The sequence below is a fragment of the Chitinophaga qingshengii genome (genome assembly GCF_014529935.1).
Classification (GTDB): Bacteria; Bacteroidota; Bacteroidia; order Chitinophagales; family Chitinophagaceae; genus Chitinophaga; species Chitinophaga qingshengii.
Map to the genome: position 1 here is coordinate 375,534 of NZ_JACVFC010000005.1, position 25,015 is coordinate 400,548.

General features: G+C 49.7%; 14 protein-coding genes. 5 read left to right on the plus strand and 9 right to left on the minus strand.

The window, feature by feature from the left end; all coding sequences use genetic code 11:
* Positions 1 to 111: 111 nt before the first annotated feature.
* Positions 112 to 2,334, minus strand: coding sequence for an FUSC family protein (locus tag ICL07_RS28550; protein ID WP_188091471.1), 2,223 nt, complete (start codon positions 2,332 to 2,334; stop codon positions 112 to 114).
* A 64-nt stretch (positions 2,335 to 2,398) separates the two neighbouring features.
* A complete protein-coding gene (locus ICL07_RS28555) occupies positions 2,399 to 4,795 on the minus strand; it encodes an outer membrane beta-barrel family protein (protein WP_188091472.1) in 2,397 nt (798 codons plus the stop codon).
* Between the two features lie 364 nt (positions 4,796 to 5,159).
* Here ICL07_RS28555 and smc point away from each other — a divergent pair, with 364 nt between their 5' ends.
* On the plus strand, positions 5,160 to 8,690 hold the full coding sequence (gene smc, locus ICL07_RS28560; protein WP_188091473.1) for a chromosome segregation protein SMC: 3,531 nt from the start codon (positions 5,160 to 5,162) through the stop codon (positions 8,688 to 8,690).
* Between the two features lie 85 nt (positions 8,691 to 8,775).
* Positions 8,776 to 9,174 carry a DUF4259 domain-containing protein gene (locus ICL07_RS28565; RefSeq protein ID WP_188091474.1) on the plus strand — a complete coding sequence of 133 codons (399 nt, stop codon included), beginning with the start codon at positions 8,776 to 8,778 and terminating at the stop codon, positions 9,172 to 9,174.
* A gap of 260 nt (positions 9,175 to 9,434) precedes the next feature.
* Here ICL07_RS28565 and ICL07_RS28570 read toward each other — a convergent pair whose 3' ends face one another.
* Complete coding sequence (locus ICL07_RS28570) at positions 9,435 to 10,700, minus strand: NupC/NupG family nucleoside CNT transporter (RefSeq protein WP_188091475.1); 1,266 nt, start codon at positions 10,698 to 10,700, stop codon at positions 9,435 to 9,437.
* Positions 10,701 to 10,795: 95 nt separating this feature from the next.
* A complete protein-coding gene (locus ICL07_RS28575; protein WP_188091476.1) occupies positions 10,796 to 11,914 on the minus strand; it encodes an acyltransferase family protein in 1,119 nt (372 codons plus the stop codon).
* 303 nt (positions 11,915 to 12,217) lie between these two features.
* Between ICL07_RS28575 and ICL07_RS28580 the strand changes: the two genes are divergently transcribed.
* From ICL07_RS28580 to ICL07_RS28590, 3 genes are all read left to right on the plus strand, one after another.
* Positions 12,218 to 14,506: a DUF7133 domain-containing protein gene (locus ICL07_RS28580; RefSeq protein ID WP_246485196.1), complete on the plus strand. Its 2,289-nt coding sequence runs from the start codon at positions 12,218 to 12,220 to the stop codon at positions 14,504 to 14,506.
* Positions 14,507 to 14,774: 268 nt separating this feature from the next.
* Positions 14,775 to 16,340: an FMN-binding glutamate synthase family protein gene (locus tag ICL07_RS28585; protein WP_188091477.1), complete on the plus strand. Its 1,566-nt coding sequence runs from the start codon at positions 14,775 to 14,777 to the stop codon at positions 16,338 to 16,340.
* 15 nt (positions 16,341 to 16,355) lie between these two features.
* On the plus strand, positions 16,356 to 16,721 hold the full coding sequence (locus tag ICL07_RS28590) for a GreA/GreB family elongation factor (protein WP_188091478.1): 366 nt from the start codon (positions 16,356 to 16,358) through the stop codon (positions 16,719 to 16,721).
* A gap of 82 nt (positions 16,722 to 16,803) precedes the next feature.
* On the opposite strand, the gene ICL07_RS28595 is transcribed toward ICL07_RS28590, so the two are convergent.
* From ICL07_RS28595 to dnaE, 5 genes are all read right to left on the minus strand, one after another.
* A complete protein-coding gene (locus ICL07_RS28595) occupies positions 16,804 to 17,349 on the minus strand; it encodes a DUF192 domain-containing protein (RefSeq protein WP_188091479.1) in 546 nt (181 codons plus the stop codon).
* Positions 17,350 to 17,356: 7 nt separating this feature from the next.
* Positions 17,357 to 18,538 carry an aminofutalosine synthase MqnE gene (gene mqnE / locus ICL07_RS28600; protein ID WP_188091480.1) on the minus strand — a complete coding sequence of 394 codons (1,182 nt, stop codon included), beginning with the start codon at positions 18,536 to 18,538 and terminating at the stop codon, positions 17,357 to 17,359.
* Complete coding sequence (locus ICL07_RS28605; protein ID WP_188091481.1) at positions 18,535 to 20,682, minus strand: M43 family zinc metalloprotease; 2,148 nt, start codon at positions 20,680 to 20,682, stop codon at positions 18,535 to 18,537. The genes mqnE and ICL07_RS28605 overlap by 4 nt, the downstream gene beginning before the upstream one ends.
* A 165-nt stretch (positions 20,683 to 20,847) precedes the next feature.
* Entirely contained in the window at positions 20,848 to 21,165 is a 318-nt protein-coding gene (gene trxA / locus ICL07_RS28610; RefSeq protein WP_188091482.1) for a thioredoxin, read from the minus strand.
* Between the two features lie 105 nt (positions 21,166 to 21,270).
* On the minus strand, positions 21,271 to 24,912 hold the full coding sequence (gene dnaE / locus ICL07_RS28615) for a DNA polymerase III subunit alpha (protein ID WP_188091483.1): 3,642 nt from the start codon (positions 24,910 to 24,912) through the stop codon (positions 21,271 to 21,273).
* Between the last annotated feature and the right edge of the window lie 103 nt (positions 24,913 to 25,015).

Here is a 25,015-nt window from a genome sequence, read left to right on the forward strand (position 1 = left end):
AATTTCGGGATTTAAAAGAGCGAAGATCCAAGCGAGCTTATAACAACCGCTTGGATCTTCGCTCTTTTAAATCCCGAAATTCGCAAATCCGTAAATCAAAAAATCCGTAAATCAACTCAATGCTTTCCCCATGTCTTTCACCAGTGCCAGTATTGCTTGCAGCTGATCATGTACCTGTTTGGTTTCCAGCATTTCGTCGCGGATAGGCGTAGCGCCTTTGCCATCGTTGATTTCCAGCTGACGCAGGTGTACCAGGTTGTGCAGATGTTCATCCAGTGTATCAAAGGCATGGATGGGTGGTTCCAGTTTGGCCTGGTCGCGGGTGGCGGGATCTATCATCAGGTATAACTGATCAATGTATTGCAGCAGGTAAGTCGTGATCTCTTTGTATTCGGGCCTGGGGAACTGCACGCCATGATGCATGCTGTAAGCCGCCAGGGCTGCGATGTGGGAGGTCAGGGTATGATTCAATACCACAAAGTGATACACTTTGGATGCATTTTTTTGTTTGCTTTTGGGCTCGGAGAGCATACGCTGGAAAGCGGCCATCATATTGGCGGTATCCACATAGGTATCTTTGCGGGCCAGTTTAAAATCGGTGACGCTGTTGCTTTCGCCGGCATACACCCTCAATACCATGTCAAAGTATTTACGGTTGGAGAGCAACATTTTCTGCATAAATCCGGGCAGTGTATTGTGTTCCCAGCTGGGCCACAGGAGCATGTTGGCGAAGAAGGCGATGCCGCCGCCGATGAAGGTGTCCAGCACCCTTTGGGTAGCGTTGTACAGGTCGGACGGATGCAGGAAATGCAGCAGGAAGATGATAAAAGGCGTCACGAAAAACACGCTGAGCGTATATTGGAAGCTCATGAAACTGTAGGCGCCCAGGATACAGAGCAACATGCTGACGAAGATCACCGTGTCGTTATGGGTGAGATACAGTAGCCCGGCTGCAAAGAGCGCACCCAATACAGTACCGATGAACCGTTGTATGCTGCGGGAACGTGTCAGTCCGAAGCCTGGTTTCAGGATCACCACAATCGTCAGCAGTATCCAGTACACCCGGTCGAGGTGAAGCGCCAGGCCCAGCAGGTAACCGGTTACCGTGGCCAGGCTCACGCGGACGGCGTGGCGAAAAATATGCGATTTAAAAGTGAGGTTGTCGCGGAAAGTCTCCAGGTCATATTTCTGGCGGGTGGTGAATTTGGACAACTCCAGTTTGGGATCGATGGTTTCGTCTTTCAGCCGTTCCAGGCGGGTAAGCCGGTGCAGGTTATAGATCCTTTGGGCCATGTCCTGCAGGTTTTGCAGGATATTGGTGAGGGGGATGGTCCGGGTTCTTTCGGCCAGGGTTGGCAATTTCAGTGTAATATCGGCAATCGCTTTTTTTACCTTTTCCATCTCGTATTTGAGATTGGTTTTAGGCAGGGAACGTTGTCCGGCGGCTACCGCCAGACCGATATTCTCCAGTTCTTCCACAAATTCGGTGATGAGTGCATGGAATTTCTGTAGTATATCTTCCTGTTGAAAATCGCGTTGCAGGGCGTTATAGTCGGTTTGGGAGGCCATGATCTGTTCCTGGAGGTCCACCATATCCAGGAAAATCAATACCATGCTTTTGTTGATACTGGTAGTGCCCTGTTGGGCGGAACGTCTTTTCAGCAGCAGTTCCCTTACATTTTCCTGTTTTTCGTTGACGACCACCTGTTGTGCCAGCACGGCTTTATAGTTAGCCACCACGTCTACGCCGGGAGTGTAGAAGTTGGACCGTAGTTCGAGGTATCGTGCGGTTTGTTGTATACAGTCGCCCAGGGCCTGTTGTACGTTGAGATAGGGGCGTATCTGCCACAGGATCAATGCCAGCAGCGCGTACCAGATACTGCCCAGCAGCACCATTACCGCATAGGTGAGCGCCATGCCTGGCGTAAGCTGTGATTCGCCGAGGATAGACACCATCACCAGCAGGCAGCCGGTACCGATATTACCGCCGCGGTTGCCGTATACAAGCATCATAGCGAAGACAAAACAGCAGGCCACTATCCAAAAGGCCATCAGGGTGGGGAAAGGCAATAGCAGTCCGGTACCCAGCGCCGTCAGGAAAATGAGGCCGGTGCTGATGATCAGGCCGTTGCGCTTATGAACAATGGTGCCGGGCACATCGCTCAGGGCGGTACACAAGGCGCCCATAGACATGGCAATACCCAGCCCCAGCTGGCCGATGGCGGCAAAAATCAGGGAGGGGACCACTACGCTGATAGTGGTACGCAAACCGTTGCTGAAATGATAACTGTAAAGGAAACTCTTGATATCGTTGATCCGCTGTTCTATACGCAAACGTTAATAGGTTTTTGGAATACAAAGATACAGAGCAAATTATGAATTACGAATTACGAATTGATTACATACCCGTATCCACTACGCTTTTATTTCGTGTAGCGCTGGTCGTTAGTTTGCCAAAGCGCCAGCTGACGGAGATCGTATAGGAGTTGGCAGGGAAGTAGTAGGTAGAAACACGATGAAACGATGGGTCCGTAACATCGGAAACCATGGGCCGTTGTTTACGGAAGGGTTGATCTGCGCTCAAACTGGCGGATAATTTTTTGTTGAGGAAATCTTTGCGCAGGGTAAAGCCATAACCAATATTGGAACCGCTGCTGCCCTGTACGCTGGGACTGCCGGAATAGTAGTAACAATAAGCGTCTGTCCGGAAATCGTGGCCGAAGTTGTAGTCGGTATTGAAGTAGGCGCTACCGGATAAACCACTGCTGTGCAGGTTGCTGCCGTTACTGAAATCGCTGTAATTACCGCGCCCGTTGATACTGACATTCCATTTTTTGGTCAGGGCGAAACGCATGCTGGCGCTGAGTCCCACAGCACTGGATTTGCCAATGTTGTCGTAGGTGGTAGAAGTAATGCCCTTTGTGCTGTCTACTGTAAGAATGTTCTGAATGGCATCATTGGTAAAGGTATAGTCCGCCCCGGCATTAAAGGTTACTTTCTCCATTATCTTATTAAAATAAAGACCGAAGCTATTGGCGTAAGATGGCTTTAGGTGCGGGTTACCGTAAAATATATTATAGGGGTCATTGTCGTTTACGTAGGGATTTAACGAGAAAATATTAGGTCTTTGTAAGCGGCGGCTGTAGGAGAGCGACAGGCTGGTCATCTGCTGTAGTTGCCAGGTAATATTCACCGTAGGGATAGGGCTTGTGTAGTCGCTTTTAATACGGGTATGGGTGGAAATAAAATCGCCTGTCTGCTGCGTTTGCTCCAATCGGAAACCGGGCTTAATACTCAGTTTGCTGCCTATCTTAAACCGGTAGGTGATATAGAATGCGAGAATATTTTGTTGGGTGTTGAAAATATTGTCGCGGGAAGGATTGGGAACCATATTCCCTTCTTTGCGCACTTCCTGGGTGGCGCTGCTTTCGTTGTGCAGGAAAGTGCCTTTAAAGCCTGTTTCCAGCCGCTGTTCATGTGGCAGCGGAAGCGTGTAATCCGCCTGGACGTTGATGTTCCGACTGGTAAAAAGATTGTTGTTCCGGTAAAAGCTGTCGGTACCGGGTACATAATGCTGGCTATTGTCCGTATAGCCGTCTCCGTAGCCATTTACATAATTGAAAGCTACGGACAGTTCATGTCCTGGCTGTTTGAATTTATGCTGGAAATCCAGGCCGGCTCCGAAGCCATGTCCTTTGTTATAGGAGTCGCTGCTATTCGTGGCGCTTTGTATCGGTTTGTTGGTGCTATCATACCAGAAGCTGGTTTGTGGCATACGCTGTGTCATGTTGTTAAGGCTGCCGTTGCCGAATATCGTCAGCGCATTGGAGCTGTCCATATCATAGGTTAGCTCCAGGCTGCCATAAAACATTTTGTTATTACGCCGGGTGTCGGTGTTTTGCTCTAATAAGCCCCTGTTGCCGGGTATGAAGCTTTCCCGGCTGATGGTGCTGCTGTTTTTGGTTTGATCGCCGTTGCCGCCGGCGTAGGCGCTCACACCGACTTTTTTTTGCCGGGCGCTGATAGTACCGCCGCCGCTGAATCTGCCGATGGTATTGTAGTTAGCATACAGGCTGCCGTTGTAGCCGATTACCTGTCGTTGGGTGATGATATTGATGATTCCTCCGATGCCTTCCGCATCGTATTTAGCGGAGGGTTCCGTAATGATTTCTATTTTTTTGATGATGCTTGCCGGATAGGCTTTCAGGGCCTCCTTGGGATCCCTGGTGATGATGGACGTAGCGCGCCCATTGAGCAGGACTTTGTAGTTGGTTTGTCCTTTTAGTTTGATGGTACCATCTGCGTCTACTGTGACCATCGGAATTTTCCGCATGATATCGGAGGCGGAGCTGTTGTCTTTGTCGATATCATTTTCTACGTTGTAGATCAGTTTTTCATCCTGTAGTTCTATCAGGGGCTTTTTACCGGCAACGGTGACGCCGCTTAGCTGCTGCGTGGTGGGGGAAAGGTACCGGGGACTTAAACGGTGATAGAGGTGGGCGGCATCTACCTGCAGACTGTCAACGATACGGGGAGCGTAGCCCAGCATGGTGATCCCGATCTGGTAGTGCCCAAAGGCGATGCCGGTAAACTGAAAATCGCCCTTGCCATCCGTGAGGGCATGGGCCACGGTTTTCCGGTCACCTGCCTGCATCAACACTACGGTGGCAAACTCCAGGGGTTTCCGGGAGATACTGTCGCCAACCTGGCCGGTAATGGAACCTCCTTGCTGGCGTGCCTGCAGGGTAACGGCAATACATAACAGGAACAACAGCCATATGCCTTTTTGCGTCATGGGACAGGATAGATTATTTTGAGGTATGGTCCGGGGCTCCGCCTATGTGGTAAATGGCATAAGTTACAGTGGCATAGCTACATAGGTGACCTCCCGGTTACTTACACAAGCTATAAAATAGTACTGCTAACCCAGAGCGGTTGGGACAAACGGGCGATAATTTCTCACAGGGAATTAAATAATAAGTGTGCTTTTTACTATATTTATAATCAGCCGTTTAAGAGAAAGGGGAGTGAGCCTTGGCTGCTATTTTCGCCCGGAGTGTGCATAAATAATTCCGGGAGATACCGGCTTCTCACTTAAATTACTTTTTCATTCGGGTAAAATTATATCTTTGACGCCTTAAAAAACCTCGGAGTAAGTCGTGCGCTTAAAAACACTAGAAATTAAAGGCTTTAAAAGTTTTGCCGATAAAACCGTTCTGAACTTTGATGAAGGGATAACAGGTGTCATTGGACCCAACGGTTGCGGCAAAAGTAATATTATCGACTCTATCCGCTGGGTGATCGGGGAACACAAAATCAGTAACCTGCGTTCTGAAAATCAGTCCGGACTGGTGTTCAACGGTTCCAAAACACGTTCTGCCAGCGGGATGGCGGAGGTGAGCCTTACCTTTGAGAATACCAAAAACGTACTGCCTACCGAATTTACCACGGTAACCATTACCCGCAAATTTTACAAAAACGGAGATAGTGAATACCGCCTCAATGATGTGGCCTGCCGCTTAAAGGATATCCATAACCTCTTTATGGATACCGGCGTCAGCACAGATTCCTACGCCATCATCGAATTGGGCATGGTGGATGACATCATCCGGGATAAGGAAAACAGCCGTCGCCGTATGCTGGAACAAGCGGCAGGCATCTCCATATACAAAACCCGTAAAAAAGAAGCCAAATCCAAACTGGAGGCCACCGAAGGTGACCTGAACCGTATTGAAGACCTCCTGTTTGAAATCAATAATAACCTGAAAACGCTGGAAACCCAGGCCCGTAAAGCGGAACGCTTCTACGAGGTAAAAAAGGAATACCGCGAAATCAGTATAGAACTGGCGAAAGCCGCCCTGGAAGGATTTAATGTCACTTTCAAGGAACTGTCTGATAAACAACAGGAAGAAAGCGACCGTAAACTGCAGCTGGAAACAGAAATTACTACTGCAGAGGCTGCTGTGGAAGAAGATAAACTGCACTTTGTCGCCAAAGAAAGAGAACTGCAAACCCTGCAGAAATCGTTCAACGAACTGGTGGCTACCATCCGTACCAAAGAAAATGACAAGAACCTCGCCGCCCAACAGCTTACCTATCTGAGGGAACGCGAGAAAAATATCACCGACTTCCTCAACAACGCGGAAGGCCAGCTGCAAGGATTAACCAACTCCATCGAATTCACCGAAAAACAGGTGGTGGAAGAAGGCGAAGTGTTTGAATCCATGGCAGACGAACTGGAAACACTCCGCGAAATGGTGGACGAGAAAAAAGAACGTTTCCAGCAAAAGAAACAGGCCCTCGAAACCCTCCGCAACGATCAGCAACGCTGGCAACGCCAACAGTTTGAGGCGGAGAAAAAAGTGGCGGTGGCCGATACTTCCGTACAGAACCTGCAACGCAGTATCCAGCAGTTACAGGAAGAAAAGAACAACCGCCTGCAGCAGATCGCTCAACTGGAAACAGAAAAGGAAACACTGCAACATACTATCACCACCAGCAAAACAGAACTGGATGAGATGGTCCGCTTCCAGGAAGAAACCAAAGGAAAAATCCTGGCTACCCAATCCGATATAGAAGGGCTGCGCGACCAACTGGTGGATGAAAACCGTAAGCTGGACTCCAAAAAGAATGAGTTCGACCTGCTTAAATCATTGGTAGACAGTCTCGAAGGTTACCCGGAAAGTATCAAATTCCTGAAAAAGAACCCGGAATGGAACAATGAAGCGCCTATTCTGAGCGATGTCTTTTTCTGTAAGGAAGAATACCGCACCTGTGTGGAAAATCTCCTGGAACCATACCTCAACTATTACGTAGTCAACAATGTGGCGGAAGCCGTACAGGCTATCCAGTTACTGGACACCCATAAAAAAGGCAAAGCCAATTTCTTTATCCTCGATCAGTTCCGCGTACCGGCCAACGGCCTGCTGGCCCCTGCCGGCACCATTCCCGCCCTCGACGTGGTGGAGATCGATGAAAAATACAAAGGCCTGGGCTATCACCTGCTCGGCAAGGTGTTCATCGGAGAAGACATTACCCGCCTGGAATTCAGCCAGGTATCCGACGATGAAATCTGCCTGGTAGAAAAATCCGGCCGTATGCACCGCGGAAAATACAATATCACCGGCGGTTCTGTAGGACTCTTTGAAGGCAAAAAGCTGGGAAGGGCTAAAAACCTGGAAAAGCTGGAAGTGGAAATCAAAGAGCTGGAAGCTACCGTAGGCAGCCTGCGTGCACAAATACAGGATAAACACAACCAGGTGCTGGGCTATAACAGCCAGCTGAATGAAAATAATATCAACGCAGCGAAAGAAAAGCTCAACCAGCTGAATAATCAGCTGTTCGGCCTGCAAAACAGGATTGAAAACTTCCATCACCTGATTGAAGCCGGCGACAAACGCCTGGAAGAAATGCAGCAGTCGCTGACTACCAACCAGGAAAGTATTTCCGGTGTGCGGGAAGAACTGGAAAACCTGAACGACCGGGTAGGAGAGCTGCAGGACAGCATCAGTGAGGCAGACCGGATGGCGCAGGAAGTAGAACAGCAGTTCAATATGGCGAACGTACAGTTCAACAACCAGAACCTGCAACATACCCGTCAACAGAGTAAAGTGCAGGCCCTGAAACAGGAACTGGAATTCAAACGCAAACAGCTGGAAGACCTGCATACCCAGATCACCAGTAATAAAACACAGCTGGAAGACGCTGCCGGCAATATTGCCGCCGCAGAAGAAAAACGCAGCGCCGCAGAAGACGGACTGGTGGAACTGTTCCGCCAACGGGAGGAAGAAGAAAAAGCACTCAACGAAAAAGACCAGGAATACTATAATTTCCGTAACCACCTGCAAGAGCTGGAAACCACGCTGCGCGCCAAACAAAGGGCCCGTGAGCAACTGGACCAGCAGCTGAATGTGATCAAGGATAAAGTGAATGAACTCAAACTGCAACTGGCTTCCATGAAAGAACGGTTGAGCGTGGAGTTTAAAGTGAACCTGGATGAAATCATCGACGAGCAACGCTCTTCCGAACTACCGGTAGAAGAATTGCAGGGTAGTGCGGAACGCCTGAAAAAACGCCTGGAGAACATGGGGGAAATCAACCCTACTGCTATTGAGGCCTACCAGGAAATGAAAAAACGATACGAGTTTATCCTGGAACAGAAAACAGACCTGGTGAACGCTAAAGACTCCCTGCTGGCCACTATCCAGGAGGTAGAAACAACCGCCAACCAGAAGTTCCTCGATACGTTCAATACGGTGAAAGAGAATTTTATCCGGGTATTTAAAGCCCTCTTTACGGAAGAAGACCAGTGCGATATGATCCTGAGCGATCCGGAGAACCTGGCCGATACCGGTATAGAAATCATCGCAAAACCCAAAGGCAAACGTCCGGCAGCTATCACACAGCTTTCCGGTGGAGAAAAAACACTTACCGCCACCGCCCTGCTGTTTGCCATCTACCTGATCAAGCCAGCGCCATTCTGTATCCTGGATGAGGTGGACGCGCCGCTCGATGATGCCAATGTGGGCAAATTCACCAACATGATCAGAAAATTTTCAGATAATTCACAGTTTATTATTGTAACCCATAATAAACAAACGATGGCCGCTGTAGACGTGATTTACGGGGTTACCATGCAGGAACCGGGCGTGAGTAAACTTGTTCCGGTGGACTTCAGAAGTTTAAACTGATGAAACGTTTTTGTTGTTGTAAGGAGAGACTGTTATTTTTATTCTCAATTTCTTTATTCTAAAAAAATAATAAACATTACACACTATGGGCGCATGGGGCACCAGGAATTTTGAAAATGACGGATCACAAGACTGGATTTTTGACGTGATCGAAAGCAAAGATGGCGGTTTGGTGACGGATACACTGGCTCGTATCATCAACAATACCGAAAAACTGGAAACCGGAGATTGCGAAGAAGGATTGGCTGCGGCAGAAACCGTGGCAGCATTGTTGGGAAAACCCAGTGAAGACTTCCCGGAAGACCCGCTGGATAAACTCGATATCCTGAACCTGATTGCAACGAAAGCGTTGAGAAACCAGGCCATTACTGCTGTAAACAAAATATTAGGCGCGTCAGAAATGAGAAACCACTGGGAAGAAGCCGGTGAACTCGCTGCCTGGGAAAGCGTACAGGCTTCCCTGGTAAAGAGACTGGAAATCTAACCGGTAATGTATGCCCGGGATTCCCTGGCAGCAACAGATTTGATCGCGGAAAACAATGCTTAAGGACAATTGATTTTTTAAGCAGGGGTTGTGCTGCGTCTTATTGAAGCTATTGAGAAATTTACGGATTTAGAAATTTACGGATTTACGAATTTCGGGAATTATAAAAGCGAAGACCTGAGCGATGTATGTTTGCTCAGGTCTTCGCTTTTATAATTCCCAAAATTCGTAAATTCCAAAATTCGTAAATTTCCAAATAATCACAGCAGGATGCCTGCTATGGTGGCTGACAGATAGCTGGCCAGCGTACCACACAACAGCGCTTTAAGTCCCAGCTTGGCCAGGTCTGTACGGCGACCGGGGGCCAGTTCTCCAATACCGCCGATCTGCATTCCTACACTGCTGAAATTGGCAAACCCGGCAATAGCGATGGTTACAATGGTAATCGCTTTGGCAGATTCTATTTTAACAGCATGGCTGGTCATACTTTTGAAGGCCACAAATTCATTGATGGTGAGCTTCTGTCCCAGCAGGGTGGCTACATTGTTCACATCCTGACCAGGCACGCCCATAGCCCAGGCCATAGGAGTAAAGAGTTTACCAAAAATCCAGTCCAGGCTCAGGTTAAAGCTCAGTCCAAACAGGTGACCGATATGGATCAGGCACCAATCTACCAGCGCTATCAGGGCAATGAAGCCAATCAGCATGGCGATAACGTTCATGGCTATTTTGAAACCATCGCCTGCGCCATGGGAAATAGCGTCAATAACGTTGGTATAATTGCTTTTTACTTCCATTTTCACACGGCCCATGGTTACACTCTCTTCTGTTTCCGGGAAGACGATCTTGGAGATCACCAGCGCGCCGGGAGCGGCCATCAGGCTGGCCGTGATCAGGAACGGCGCAATGTCCATACCCGCCTGGAAACCCATATTGGCATATACTACCAGGATACCACCGGCTATACAGGCAAGACTGCCGCTCATCGAAGCCAGGATTTCACTTTTAGTCATGGAGTTAAGGTAAGGACGGATCATCACCTGTGCTTCCACCTGGCCTACGAAGGCGCTGGCTACGTTACTCAGGGCTTCTGCACCGCTCACCCGCATCACCACGTTCATCGCCCTGGCAATAACCGCTACAATGCGCTGCATAATACCGAAGTGATATAATACCGCTACCAGTACACATACAAGAATGATAGTAGCCGTTACATTGAAGGCAAATACAAATCCGCCGCTGGCATAATCGGCAATTGTACCGGTGGGAGGCTGGGCTACACCAATGCCGCCATATACGAAAGAGGCGCCCTGACGTGCAAACGCCTCCAGTTTACCCATAGCGTGGCCAACTTGCTGAAAAAACCAGGTGATAGGAGGAACCTTGAATACCAGCAGTGCAATCACTACCTGTAACGTAATACCACTCACCACCAGCCGATAGTTGATCTTACTCCTGTTGTTGGAAAACAAAAAGGCAATACCCAGAATAAGGACGATGCCTATTAAGCCCTGAAAGCGTTCCATAAATGCAAATAAATCGTAAAATGTATGCAATAAGGCGACGAAGATAAGTTATTTTGCGATTTCCGGTCACTTCACGACATAATTCCGTCAGGCTTTTAAAGCTGCCTCGCAGGCACTGCTGCCTCTTCGCAGGCAACCCGTGTTTTCACCTTCCCGTTCAGCCAGCGGCGTACCGGTTCATCATACCAGCGCATAGCCAGGTAACCAAGGCCCATCAACACCCCGGTACCTACCGCTACTATCAGCGTCAGTAATCCCGGACCAGGATGGTATTTCGCGTAGTAGTTGCCAAAAGGCCAGATCAGAAAAATGTGGGTCATATATAGCGGATAGGAGAGACGCCCGATAAAACGGCATACAGGCCGCCACCAGCCGGTAGCTGCAGCACCGGCGCCCAGGGCTATCACCACCGGGTAAACAATCGCCACAATCAGCCACTCCACCGCCCAGTTCTGCCCAAAGTAAGGACACATAAAAGTAGCCAGTAATAACAGCGACAACGCCACAAACCCCAGCTTCGTCCGCAACACCCACTGAAAACGATAGACGCTCAGTCCCGCCAGGAAAGAAAACGATACCCGGGCAAAACCATCCATGATATTGGCATCGGCCCAGCCGCCAATCAATGTACCGGCATGATAGGCCGCCACCGCCAGCCATACTGCGGCCACCAGCGTTAACAGCAACGTCACTCCCTTATGTAACCGGCTTAACACAAAGGCATATACGATATTGATGCAGTACTCCATAAAAAGCGACCAGGTAGGCGAGTTAAACGGAAACAAGGCGCCACCTCTGCCCGGCAGCCACGGAAACGGTAACAGCAAAAGGGAACAAATAAATCCCGCCACAATGGGCCATACACCCCGCGCATAAGGATCGCCGCCAAACGGATCAAACAAAAATGATAACAGGCCCAGCACAGATCCTAACAGCACCAGCGGATGCAGTCGCAATAACCGGCCACGGAAAAATCCCCGGTACCCAATGTTCGTCAACCGCCCATCATAGGCATAACCTATCACAAAACCTGACAGACAAAAGAAAAAATCGACGGCCAGAAAACCATGCCCCAGCGGGTTCTGACTGTAATCACTCCATACCAGCTCCAGGAAATGGAAAACAACAATGGTAATGGCTGCAGTGCCGCGCAACCCGTCGAGTACTTCGTAATGTGGTTTCGCCGATGACGTGGAAAGAGAAGATACGTGCATAACAGTACATTGAACGGTTTAAAATAATAAACCGCGCCGGTTTTTCTAAACAATGTGAAAATAGGAGCAGGCGCGGGGAAATTTGTATTGGTGGGGTTGGTGTGCCTCGTACATCCAGGGCTTCAGCCCTGGGTGTACGGGTATCCGGGAGATTGCATGCCCCTAACCGGGTACCCCAACCGGTGCTGCCATCACCTCATGCCATCATTATCAAATCCCGCTCATTTTACCCCTGATCAAAAAATAGTTGCAAAAATCCGCAAGAGATGTATTTTTATTGTTTGCAATCGAATTAAATAACAGATGGGCCGTCTTCAATACCTGATCATTTCCACGTTTTCCCTGGCATGGCTTGCCTGCGGACCTACACAACAACAAGACCGGATGAGCAAACACGAAAAAGATTCGCTGGCCATGCGAAAGCAATACGCTACGTCTCCCGTGTTGGATGGTAAAGCCGCTATTGGCGCCATGACGGTGGACAAGGGCCTGGAAGTGCAGTTGGTGGCGGCAGAGCCGATGGTAGTTGCGCCGGTAAGTACCGTGTTTGATGACCGCGGCCGGATGTGGGTAGTGGAAATGATGGGTTTTATGCCGGATACCAGCGGTACGGGAGAAGACAAACCGGATGGTAAAATTGTTATCCTGGAAGATACGACCGGCGACGGCGTGATGGATAAAAGAACGGTATTCCTGGATTCACTGGTACTGCCACGGGCGGTATGCCTGGTGGAGAACGGTGTACTGGTAGCTACGCCGCCGGAATTATGGTTTATTGAAAACAACGGCGACAAACCCGGTAAACGGGTGCTGGTAGACAGCCAGTATGCGGCGGGTGGCAACGTGGAACACCAGCCCAACGGCTTGCTGCGGGGACTGGACAACTGGATTTATAATGCCAAATCGGACCGGCGTTACCGCAAAGTGGGTGACAAATGGCTGAAAGAACCCACCACCTTCCGCGGACAGTGGGGAATCGCTCAGGATGACCAGGGCCGGCTGTACTACAACAACAATTCTGAAAACCTGCTGGGGGACTATTTCCCGGCCGGATTAGGCGGTAAAAACCCGCATCAGCAGAATGCGGCCGGATACGATCAGAAGATTGTACGCGACAACCATGTATACCCGGCGCATCCAACACCCGGCGTAAACCGGGGTTATATGAAAGGCGTGCTGGATGACAGCCTGCGCCTGGTGGAGTTTACCGCTGCCTGCGGACCGGTGATTTACCGGGGGAATCTGTTACCGGCTGAATATGCCGGTAATGCCTTTGTAGCAGAGCCTTCAGCCAATCTGATCAAACGAAATATATTAAAGGACAGTGGATACATTGTTACCGGTAAACAGGCATATAAGGGCAAAGAGTTCCTCGCCAGCACCGATGAACGTTTCCGGCCTACAGGTTTGTACAATGCACCTGATGGGGCTTTGTATATCACAGATATGTACCGTGGTATCCTTCAGCACAAAACCTATATCACGAGTTATCTGAAGAATGAAATCAAGATGCGGGAGCTGACGCAACCACTTAGCTGTGGCCGTATTTACCGTATTGTGCCTGCCGGACAGCATCCGAAGAAAACGCTGGTGCAGGCCGACCAGGTGTTATCCCTGTTGAACCATCCGGATGGTACGCTGAGAGACAAAGCGCAGCAATATATTATTGATCATCGGATGACCGCACTGGCGCCGGAGCTACGGGCTGCGCTGGCCAACAACCAGACGCCGCTGATGCAGGTGCATGCTTTGTGGACACTGGAAGGGCTGCATCAGTTGACCTACGCCGACCTGGCAACCATACTGGAGCACGGCCGGGATGATTACAAAGTACAGGCGCTGGCGGCGCTGCCATCCGTATTGGACGGTAAAGTGGCCAAAGCGGTGACCGCGAAGCTGGACACTTTGGCTGGTAATCCCTTCTTTGCACCGTATGTAGGGTACCTGTTGCCCGCACTGGGTAAGGCTGATAAGGCCGCTGCGACGCGACTGGAAGATAAATTAATGAAAGCGTATGCGCGTGACCGTTATGTGTCGGCTGCATTGATTAATAATGCCGTTAACCGGGAAGCTGCACTGCTCAAACAATTGGAGGCTTTTAATCCGGATACTGCGTTTGCGTTGAATAAACAATTACACAACGTATTAAAGAACATGGATAATGCCGCCAACGCCAAAAAGATGGAAGCGCTGGCCGTTAAATATCCGAGGGGCTATAAAATTTTCAATACCGTTTGTCAGACCTGCCATGGCAAAAACGGCAATGGTATTGCCTCGATGGCGCCGCCGCTGAATGAAAGCAACTGGGTAACCGGCGACAAAGCGAAGTTTGCTGCGATTGTGTTGTATGGCCTTACCGGGCCGGTAGAGGTACATGGTAAATTGTACAAAGCGCCGGAAATCAATGGTGATATGCCGGGTATTGGTGGCAGTGATGAGTTTAGTGATAGTGATATCGCAGAATTGCTCACCTTTTTGCGTGGTGCGTGGAATAATAAAGCCGGAAAAGTAACCACAGACGATATTAAAAATGTCCGCAAGCAATACAATGGACGGCAAAAACCATTTACGGCGCCGGAATTAAGCAAATAGTGCGCGGATATCAGGAAAAGGCCTATCTTTGTTACTCATTTTATTACAAGTGAGTAAGGCAACTAACATATTAACCTGCTGTAGCCAACACCGTATCTGTACGGGCGGGTTCCTGTTGCCGTTTTTATCCTGTCCAAAAGACTTCAACAATTAAGCCCGGGCAACTTATAGCATCGTAACAGTTGTACCGGGGGGAGAATACCTGCACGCTTGTATCTGTAGTAAAAATCCATAGCAATTACCAAAACAATCTTATAAAAACAGTTTTATGAATCATCGGATAGCACGATGGGCAGTTTATCTTTTATGCCTGTTGGTGGATGTGAGCGTGGCTGCAAGCCTTTATCGCGGTTATTTAACAGGATGGATTTTATTACCGGTGGCCGTTGGCCTCACGTTGTTGACGTTGTTCGACCGCTTCCAGGGCAAACATGCCTTGTTACGCAACTATCCCTTACTGGGACGGCTGCGTTACCTGCTGGAGCATATCAGACCGGAGATGCGTCAATACTTTTTCGAGTCTGACACCGATGGCCGGCCGTTTAGCCGCCGTCAACGGGCAGTGGTGTATCAGCGTGCCAAAGACGTAAAACAAACCGTTGCTTTTGGTGCACTGGCAGACATGTATGAGCCGGGTTATGAGTGGGCTGCACATACGGCGTTTCCTACGAAAGTAAAGGCGGAAGCGCTGCGTGTAACCATCGGTAACGGGCAATGCAGCCAGCCATACAACGCGAGTTTATTAAATATCAGCGCAATGAGTTACGGTGCGCTGAGTAAAACAGCTATCCTTTCCCTCAACGGGGGCGCGCTGGTAGGCGGATTCGCCCACAATACCGGGGAAGGTGGCGTTAGTCCGTATCACCTGCAACATGGCGGTGACCTGATCTGGCAGATCGGTACCGGTTATTTCGGCTGCCGCGATGAGAAAGGTAATTTCTCACCGGAAGTATATGCTGAAACAGTTGCAGCCCCTTCTGTAAAGATGGTAGAATTGAAATTGAGCCAGGGCGCCAAACCAGGTAAGGGTGGGGTGTTGCCGGCGGCTAAGAATACGCCGGAAATCGCTGCTATCCGTAAGGTGAAACCAGGTGTCAGCGTATTATCGCCTGCGGCGCATACTGCTTTTGGCAACGAATATGAGATGCTGGCTTTTGTACAGCAGCTGCGTACACTCTCCGGTGGTAAGCCGGTGGGCTTCAAGTTATGTGTGGGCCGTAAAGATGAGTTTGAACGTATTTGTGCGGCGATGACCAATACTGGTATCTACCCCGACTTTATTACGGTAGATGGTGCAGAAGGTGGTACCGGCGCCGCTCCGCTGGAATTCACGGACAGCATTGGTATGCCTTTGTATGATGCGCTGGCTTTTGTGGTGAACATGCTGAAAAAGTATGACCTGAAACAGCACATTAAAATCATGGCCAGTGGCAAAATCATCACCGGTTTCGACATCATGAAAGTGCTGGCATTAGGTGCAGACGCCTGCTACAGCGCCAGAGGTATGATGCTGGCACTGGGTTGCATCCAGGCTTTGCAATGCGATAGCGGCAGCTGCCCTGTAGGTGTGGCTACCCAGGACCCAACTCTGTACCAGGGTGTGAATGTGACCGATAAAAAGGAGCGTGTGGCTAATTTCCATCGCAATACCATATATGCGCTGGCTGAACTGATGGGCGCCTGCGGCTTTGCTGCGCCTGACCAGGTAAACCCGGCAGCACTTTACAGAAGAGTAACGAGAACGGATATACGATCATATGAAGAAATTTATGCACCGGACAACGGCCGTTCTGCCGGAGCGGCGCTTTATCCGGGGCCATCAGTTAATAATTGATTAAATCCTGTTTTCATGAAAAAGAAACAGATTATCGTGTCCCAACATGATTACGACATCCTGAAAACGCTTTGTTACCATGCAGCCGGTTCAGCCAAGCTGAAAGAGGAGCTGGAAAGAGCGGTCATCCGGAAAACAAAAGTACCCGACGATGTGGTACAGGTTAATTCTACGCTGCAATTCAGAGATGAACGCAGCGGCGCTGTACGCGAAGTGCAGCTGGTATTACCTGCTGCCAGCAACATTCAGCTGGGGAAACTCTCTATCCTTTCGCCGATCGGTACTGCCCTGCTGGGGTACAGTACCGGCGATATCATTGACTGGGAAGTGCCTGCGGGTAAAACCCAACTGCATATTCTGCGGGTAGTCAATGAAGGATAGTCTTTAAAGGCTATAATGTTAGCGATCAAATATGTATCAAGCAAAAAAAGCCCCGGCGTCTGCCGGGGCTTCTTATTTAGTATCATTGTTTATGATAAACAACACGGTCGCCGTAGGCAATGTGGTATTTATCGGAGAAACCGCCGTTCACTTCCAGCACATACTGTGCTTTTTTGAAGGAGGGCAGGCTTTGTTCTGACAGTGGTGTTGCATATTTCTGGATAGACACGATCTCCAGTTTATCATCCAGGTAGATGATATCCAGGGAGATATAGGTATTTTTCATCCAGAAAGACCGTTCTTCCATATCCGGGAAGATGAATAACATCCCCTGGTTATCGGTCATTGACTTGCGGTACATCAGTCCATCTTCCCGTTGCTGATCGGTTTGCGCGAGTTGAATATCAATTTTGCGGATCGTATCAGCATTGTTTTTGGACAGAAATGCCAGTTCGGCCTCTTTTTTAAACTCGCTGCCGTTGGAGGTAGCCTGGTTCGGAGTTTCCGTGCCGGTAGTGGTGCCGGTACCGGTTTCCGTGGTAGTGGCGCTGTTGTTGTTGCCGGAATTGTTGTTACAGCCGGACGCATACAGTGCGGCTATCAACAGGTATTTGAACGGTAGCTGCATAAGGATATTATTTGGCCAGTAGTTCCTCGTCAGAGAAAACTACATCTGTATAATCTTTGATTTCGTGGTACACGGTATCGCGTTCCACCGGTTTTCTGCCGGCCTGTTTAATCAGGTGGGCCAGCTGAGCGGTGTTCATGGAAGGGTTTTGTTCTTCCGCACCGGCCATGCTGTATATTTTGGTGGTATCGTCGATGGTACCGTCCAGGTCATTCACCCCGAAGGAGAGCGTGAGCTGTGCGGTATTTCTTCCCAGCATAGGCCAGTAGGCTTTCAGGTGCGGGAAGTTGTCCATATACAAACGGGCCACTGCATACAGTTTCAGGTCTTCTACGATGGAAGATTCCGGGATATCGGACATATCATTGCCTTTATTCCTGAATTTCAGCGGGATGAAGGTATTAAAACCATGTGTTTCGTCCTGCAGCTGCCGCAAACGTTCCATATGGTCGATGCGGTGCTCGTAGGATTCTATATGACCGTACAGCATGGTGGCGTTGGTCACCATACCACGATTGTGGGCGGCGCGGTGAATAGCCAGCCATCCGTCTGCATCTACCTTGTCGTGGCATATTTTGGCGCGCACGTCGGGATGGAAGATCTCCGCACCACCGCCCGGCATGGATTGCAGGCCTGCTTCGTTAAGGATACGCATACCTTCGTCTACGCTCACTTTGGCTTTGCGGAACATATAATCCAGTTCCACCGCTGTAAATCCTTTCACATGCAGATCGGGGCGGTGGGCTTTGATTTGTTTGATCAGTTCCACGAAGAAATCGAGCTGCATCTTGGGATGTACGCCGCCGACGATGTGCACTTCCGTTACCGGCTGCCCGTCGTAGCTTTTTACGATGTCCATCATCTGATCGATGCTCAGTTCCCAGCCATCTTCCCGGTTTTTATACAGCCGGGAGTAGGAGCAAAAGTGACAGGTGAACACGCATACGTTGGTAGGCTCTATATGAAAATTACGGTTGAAATAAGTCTTATCGCCATGCATGCGTTCCCGCACGTGGTTGGCCAGTGCGCCTAAAAAGCCGATATCGCCTTTTTCAAATAAGGTCAGCCCATCTGCGGGCGTAATTCTTTCCTGGCGGAGGATTTTTTCTGCAATGTTCTTCAGGTCAGTGTCCAGTGCGGCTTGCTGAAGAAGTGTCTGAACTGCCGGATAATCTTGTCTCATCGTCATCTTACTTTCATTAATTTAATGGTGTTGGCCCTGTTCCTGTAAATTAATTTTACAAAATAAACACCATTTGGCTCATTTACCAAATTAAAGGTCATCCGGTTGTTGGCGCCAATGGCATTACCTGCTTTGGAGGCTACCAACTGCCCGCCGGCATTGTACAGGTTCACCTGCAGGAGGTCGTCCGGCCGCTCATAAAAGCTGATCCATACGATGCCGTCGGTAGGATTGGGGTGTATCAGCACCCCGGCTTTGCGCAGGTCCGGAAGGATGTCTTTGGTGACAATGCGGATATTGTCAATATAGATGTTGTTCTCCGCGTTGGAGATATTCCTGAATACTACCTGGAATTTGTCTTTTCCCACCAGGGCGGTGAGGTCTACGGAATCACGGCGCCATTCGTTTTGAGTAGGAACGAACTCGTCTTTTGTGGCCGTGGGGCGGGTAATAAGGTTTTTGCCCCATTTACTATAGGCCAGGGCAGTGGTTTGGTGACAGTCTTTGGTTACCAGCACTTGCAGGGTGTCCCACACATTGGCCAGCATATCGGGATCGGAGTACACGGCGGCGGCCACGTCAAAGAAGAGGAACACGGAGTCGTGGCCCTGGGCGTCCAGTACCGGGGTAATGAGGTCGTCTGTCTGATCGTTTACATTGTATCCCTTATTGCGTACCAGGGCGGAGGCATTGCTGTTGTGGCCTGTGTTCCGGTCGCGTTCCCAGGTGAAGCTGAAGTCGGGGTTGTAGATGTCCCATCCCGGAGGAGGGAAGCTGTCCTGCTCAAAACCTTCTTCAAAAGGCAGCTGTACTTCCGTGTCGTAATGGAAGCGGCTGCTGCTGGTATCATTGGCTGCATTGGCATCTGGCAGGCCATTTGGCTGCTGCGTATAGGCTTGCAGGTTATAGGCGCCCACGGTTACCCGGGTGGCCGGCAGCGTTACCTTCACGCTTTGCAGGCTGGCCAGGTTGCCTTGCCAGTCGTAGCTGACAGGCGTGCCGTTATTGAGCCGGTATTGAATACGTACCGAGGTGAGCGGGCGGGTACCTTTGTTGCGCAGGGTAACCTCCGGCAGGATACGGTTATCACATCGTTTGCCACTGGCGCCGTTAACGGCCACCAGGGCGGCGTCGTTGTCCGGTAATACAACCGGCGTGCAGCCGTTGGAGGACATCAGGCTGGCAACGGTGTTTTCCAGCACATCGCGCATACGGCCTGCCTGTCCGGCAGTGAAGAGGTGCATACAGGCATCGTCGGTATAGTCCATATAGTTCATGAACATAATACCGGGGAAGCCGGGGCTGCAGTTGTCCATTTTGGGGAAAGCGGGGCATCCGTAGGTATTGTCGCCCTGCAGCGGGGTATCGGTGATACCGTCGTCTATGGCGCAGGAACCGCCGTCGTCGCCCCAGATATGTTTGAGTCCGAAATAATGGCCTATTTCATGGGTGGTGGTGCGTCCGAGGTTATAGACACGGCCTACGCTGCCGGAAGTGCCAAAGGCGGAGTAGAGGATAACGACCCCTTCCTGCTGGCTGGGGTAACCAACGCCCGGAGGGGCGGCAACGCCCAGGAAATTGCCCGAAAGGCGGGTTACCCAGATGTTGAGGTACTTTTGGGTATCCCAGGCATCGGAGCCGCCGTATTGGTCGTATTTTACGTCCGGTGCGCCGCCGCTGATATCATAACTGCGGCCGGCGGTTGTTTTTACGCGTACAATGCCCGTGGTAGGCTCATCACCGGGCGTACGCTGTGCGAGGCAGAAACTGATACGGGTATTGCCGATAACAGGCTGCCATACCGGCGGAACCATGCTTACATCCGGATTGGAGGCGTTATAGTCCTGGTTGAGCACGGCTATTTGCGACATCACCTGTACATCGGTAACGAGGTCCGGGTCATCGAGCACGATATGCACGACTACCGGGATAGTAACAGCCTGATTGGTGGTGGCGGCTCTGGCTTGTGGCCGCATACTGCGGAGCTGCTGCCAGCGCAGCATGTTTTTTTCATTGTTGTCAATTACTTGTTGCAGGTAGGGATGTTCGATAACCCGCTGTTGCAGTGCAACGGCGGTGCCGCATTGGCGCTGGCCCACAGCGGCCAGGCTGTAAAGTAAGGTAAACAGGATAATAAATGTGTGGCGCAATGATGGTTGTTATTAGAAATTAATCAGATGGTTTTTCGGGTTTTGATGATGCTGTAATATACGGAGCAGATCCGGTATTTCCGTCACAGTAAGAAGGGGTGGCGCATAAAAAAGCCCTTCCGTTCTGCGGAAGGGCTTTTCATCACTCAGTTTCGTTTATCTCTTTTACAGGTTAGCCTGTATTTTTTTCTCGAGTACAGCTTTCGGAACAGCGCCTACTTGTTTGTCAACCACCTGACCACCTTTGATGAACAGGATAGCAGGGATGCTGGTGATACCGTAGTCAATGGAAATCTGAGGGTTCAGGTCCACGTTAACTTTACCGATATTTACTTTGCCGTCATAATCTTTAGACAGTTCTTCGATAACCGGACCGATAGCGCGGCAAGGACCACACCATTCTGCCCAAAAATCTACCACAGTCAATTTATCGGAGTCCAGGACTTCCGTTTGAAAGTTCGCGTCAGTGAATTCTAAAGCCATAAGATATTATAATTTAAAGGTGTTTATTAATAGTTGTTTTTGATTGTTTACGGGTGTATTAGATCAAAACTTGAACCGAGTGCAAATTACTGCTTTTTTGACATCCTACTTATTGATAATCTCGATATACACATCGATATCCGGCTCTTTTCGCAGGAAATGCGCCAACTCGTCATTCATCTCGATGTTTTTATTGAAAGTGTGCAGTTTTACCTGGAGATTATTGTCAATATCAACGAGCTGCATATGCAGCGGACTGTTGCCCGGGTAGCGGTTGATATTTTCTACCAGGAAATCCACGGTTTCGCGTTTCAGGTGTTTGGGGGAAGTAGCGAGATATACTTGTTTGGTATGTGTTTTCTTCACTTCCTGCAACAGCTGAATGCTGTTTACCTTGAATTCATATTCATTGTCATTAAAGCGCTTGGATTTAAACCCGCCGTTGATGAACAGGCACAGACCGGGTTTGAGGTAAGGCGCAAACCGGATGAAGTCCTCACTCCACAGGGCAAATTCAAATTTGCCGGAGTAGTCTTCAATGGTCATGATACCAAATTGCCGGTTATTGCGGGAGATCCTTTCCTGGGCGTTGGTGACATACACCGCCAGGCGGAAGTTGCGTTCACGGGAACGGCCGCCAGTACTGCCGGGGGTGGCTATTTCAGCCTGATATTCCACCAGTTCCTGTACGGAGTTCATGTTATAGTGCTTCAGCTCGAAACGGTAGTCGTCCAGCGGGTGACCGGAGATGTAGATACCTGTAATGTCACGTTCGTTGTTGAGTTTCATGATCAGCGGCCATGGATCGCAGTTCGGGATTTTCGGCGGCTCTACATCCGGCATCTCGTCCGCTCCGAAGAGGCTGGCGATAGGGGATGCGCCTGCTGAAACCTGTTGGCCGAATTTCACGATTTTATCGAGACCGCTCATCGGCTCGTTTTCCGGCTTATGGAAATACTGCGCCCGGTGGAATTCCGGGAAACAGTCGAAAGCGCCGGACATAATCAGGGCCTCCAGTGATTTTTTATTGACAGCGCGTTGGTTCACGCGTTTGATAAAGTCGAATACGGTTTTGAAAGTGCCTTCTTTTTTTCGTTCTTCCAGCAAATTTTCCACGGCTGCTTCACCCACGCCTTTCAAGCCACCGAGGCCGAAACGGATCTGTCCTTTTTTGTTTACCGCAAAACCTTTCAGGGATTCGTTCACATCCGGCGGCAATACGTCGATGCCCATCCGTTTACATTCTTCCATGAAGAAGGTGATCTTCTCAATGTTGCTGGCGCAGTTCAGTACAGACGCCATGTATTCGGAGGGATAGTGGGCTTTGAGGTAAGCGGTCTGGTAGGCCACAAATGCATAGCAGGTAGCGTGCGATTTATTGAACGCATAGGACGCGAAGGCTTCCCAGTCGGTCCAAACCTTTTCGCAGACTTTCAGGTCGTAGCCATGGGAGGCGCAACCTTCCATGAACTGGGCCTTCATTTTGTTCAGTACCGCGATTTGTTTTTTACCCATCGCTTTACGGAGGATATCCGCATCACCGCGGGAGAAGTTGGCCAGTTTCTGACTGAGCAACATTACCTGTTCCTGGTATACGCAGATACCATATGTTTCCGCCAGGTGTTCCTCCATGTCCGGCAGGTCGAAGGTTACCGGCTCCATACCGTGTTTACGGCGGATGAAAGACGGGATATACTCGAGCGGACCCGGACGGTACAAGGCGTTCATGGCGATGAGGTCATCGAACCGGTCCGGTTTCAGTTCGCGGAGGTATTTCTGCATGCCGGGCGACTCGAACTGGAACGTGGCGTTGGTTTCGCCTTTCTGGTACAGTTCATATGTTTTGGCGTCGTCCAGCGGAATGTTGTCGATTTCAATTTCCACGCCGTGGTTCATACGGATCAGCTCCAGCGCGCCTTTGATGATGGTAAGGGTTTTCAAACCCAGGAAGTCCATCTTGATAACGCCGGCCGATTCGATGATGCTGCCCTCAAACTGGGTAACCAGCAGGTCAGAGTCTTTAGCAGTGGATACGGGAATAAGATCGTAGAGGTCCTGCGGGGCGATGATGATACCGGCTGCATGGATACCGGTGTTACGTACGGAGCCTTCCAGTACGCAGGCTTCCCGGAGTACTTCACCTTGCAGGTCATCACCTTTGATGAGTTCCCGCAGGCGTTTTACGTTTTCAATATCTTCACCGGCGAGGCCTTCTTTTTCGGACAGGCTTTTTTCGCCTTCCAGTGGTGCGTTGAAGATACGGTCCAGCTGGATACCGGGTTTATCGGGTACCAGTTTGGCCAGGCCATTGGAGTCTATAAGGGGCAGGTCCATTACACGGGCTACGTCCTTGATACTCATTTTGGCGGCCATAGTACCGTAGGTAATGATCTGTGCTACCTGGTTGCGGCCATATTTCTGTACCACATAATCGATTACTTTCTGACGGCCTTCATCATCGAAGTCCGTATCGATATCGGGCATGCTCTTACGGTCCGGGTTAAGGAAACGTTCGAACAGGAGGTTGTATTTGATGGGATCGATATTGGTAATACCGATACAGTAAGCCACCGCTGAACCGGCGGCGGAGCCACGGCCGGGGCCGATGAATACGCCGAGGTCGCGACCGGCCTTGATGAAGTCGGATACGATGAGGAAGTAACCGGCAAAACCCATGTTTTCGATTACCTGCAATTCAAAGTTGATACGTTCTTCAATATCGGCGGTCATTTCCACGTAGCGGGTGCGGGCGCCTTCGTAGGTGAGATGCCGCAGGTATTGGTCCTGCGTCAGAAATTCTTTCGGAATGGGGAAGTTGGGCAGCAGGATATCACGCTTCAGGTCCAGTAGCTGCACTTTATCCACAATTTCGTTGGTATTGTCTATGGCTTGTGGAAGATCATGGAACAATGCGCTCATTTCTTCCGTCGTTTTAAAATAGAACTGGTCGTTATAAAACGCGAAGCGGGTATTTTTGGACGATACCTCATCGTCAGAGAATTCTTTGTTGGTAGGCGTGCTTTTTTTCTCGCCGGTATTGATACAGAGCAGGATGTCGTGCGCGTTGGCATCGGCCTGGTCTACATAGTGCGAGTCATTGGAGGCAATGATTTTTACATTGTATTTGGCCGCATATTTCAGCAGCACCTGGTTTACCTGGTCTTGTTCGGGGATGCCATGGCGTTGCATTTCCACGTAGAAATCATCTCCGAAAATATCCAGCCACCATCTAAATTCCTTTTCGCCTTCTTCTTCTCCTTTGCGCAGAATGGTTTTCGGCACAGAAGCGCCCAGGCAGCAGGTGGTAGCGATCAGTCCTTTATGGTATTGTAAAATCAGTTCTTTATCGATACGCGGATATTTACCGTAAAGCCCTTCCATATAGCCCAGGGAGCAGAGTTTGATCAGGTTGCGGTATCCTTCGTCATCTTTCGCCAGGAGTACCTGGTGATAACGGATATCTTTTTCTTCACGGGTAAAAGCACGTTTGTGGCGGTTTTCCACGAGGTAGAACTCACAACCGACAATCGGTTTTACTTTCAGTCTTTTATCCTTTGGATCACCGGGATTGAGTTTATTGTTATATGCTTCTGCCACAAACTGGAAAGCACCAAACATATTTCCATGGTCCGTAATAGCCAGTGCCGGCTGATTGGAGGCCATGGCTTTTTTGTACAGTGATTTGATATCGGCTGCACCATCCAGTAGTGAAAATTGCGTGTGTACGTGTAAGTGGGAAAAGATCATCTGCTAAGCTGTTTCGTCAGGCGTCAAAAGTACGATAGAATTTTGGTTCAATAAAAATCGATTATTTGCGTTCATAATTTGTAATTAATCAATATTTTAGCGC